Here is a 217-nt window from a genome sequence, read left to right as displayed (position 1 = left end):
TATTTTTGGAAATTTACTTTCTAATGATGTTTTATCTCAATTTATATGTTTTACTTTTGTATTTATAGTTATTTTTTATGTAGTATCAAAAGGTGTTAAAAGTGGTATAGAAAAACTCAATGTTTGGATGATGCCAAGTTTATTTATACTACTTATTTTAATGCTCGGGTATTCTTTTAGTATGGATGGTTTTTCTAAGGCGAGTGAGTTTTTGTTT

The 217-nt window shown here is 25.3% G+C and carries 1 pseudogene; it reads left to right on the top strand.

The features are described from left to right. A pseudogene (locus CAMP5118_RS08035) lies at positions 1–217 on the top strand (sodium-dependent transporter); the annotation flags it as partial.

The organism is Campylobacter sp. LMG 7929, from assembly GCF_024723595.1.
In the GTDB taxonomy this organism is placed as follows: Bacteria; Campylobacterota; Campylobacteria; order Campylobacterales; family Campylobacteraceae; genus Campylobacter_D.
This window is presented reverse-complemented; position numbering and strand designations above follow the sequence as displayed.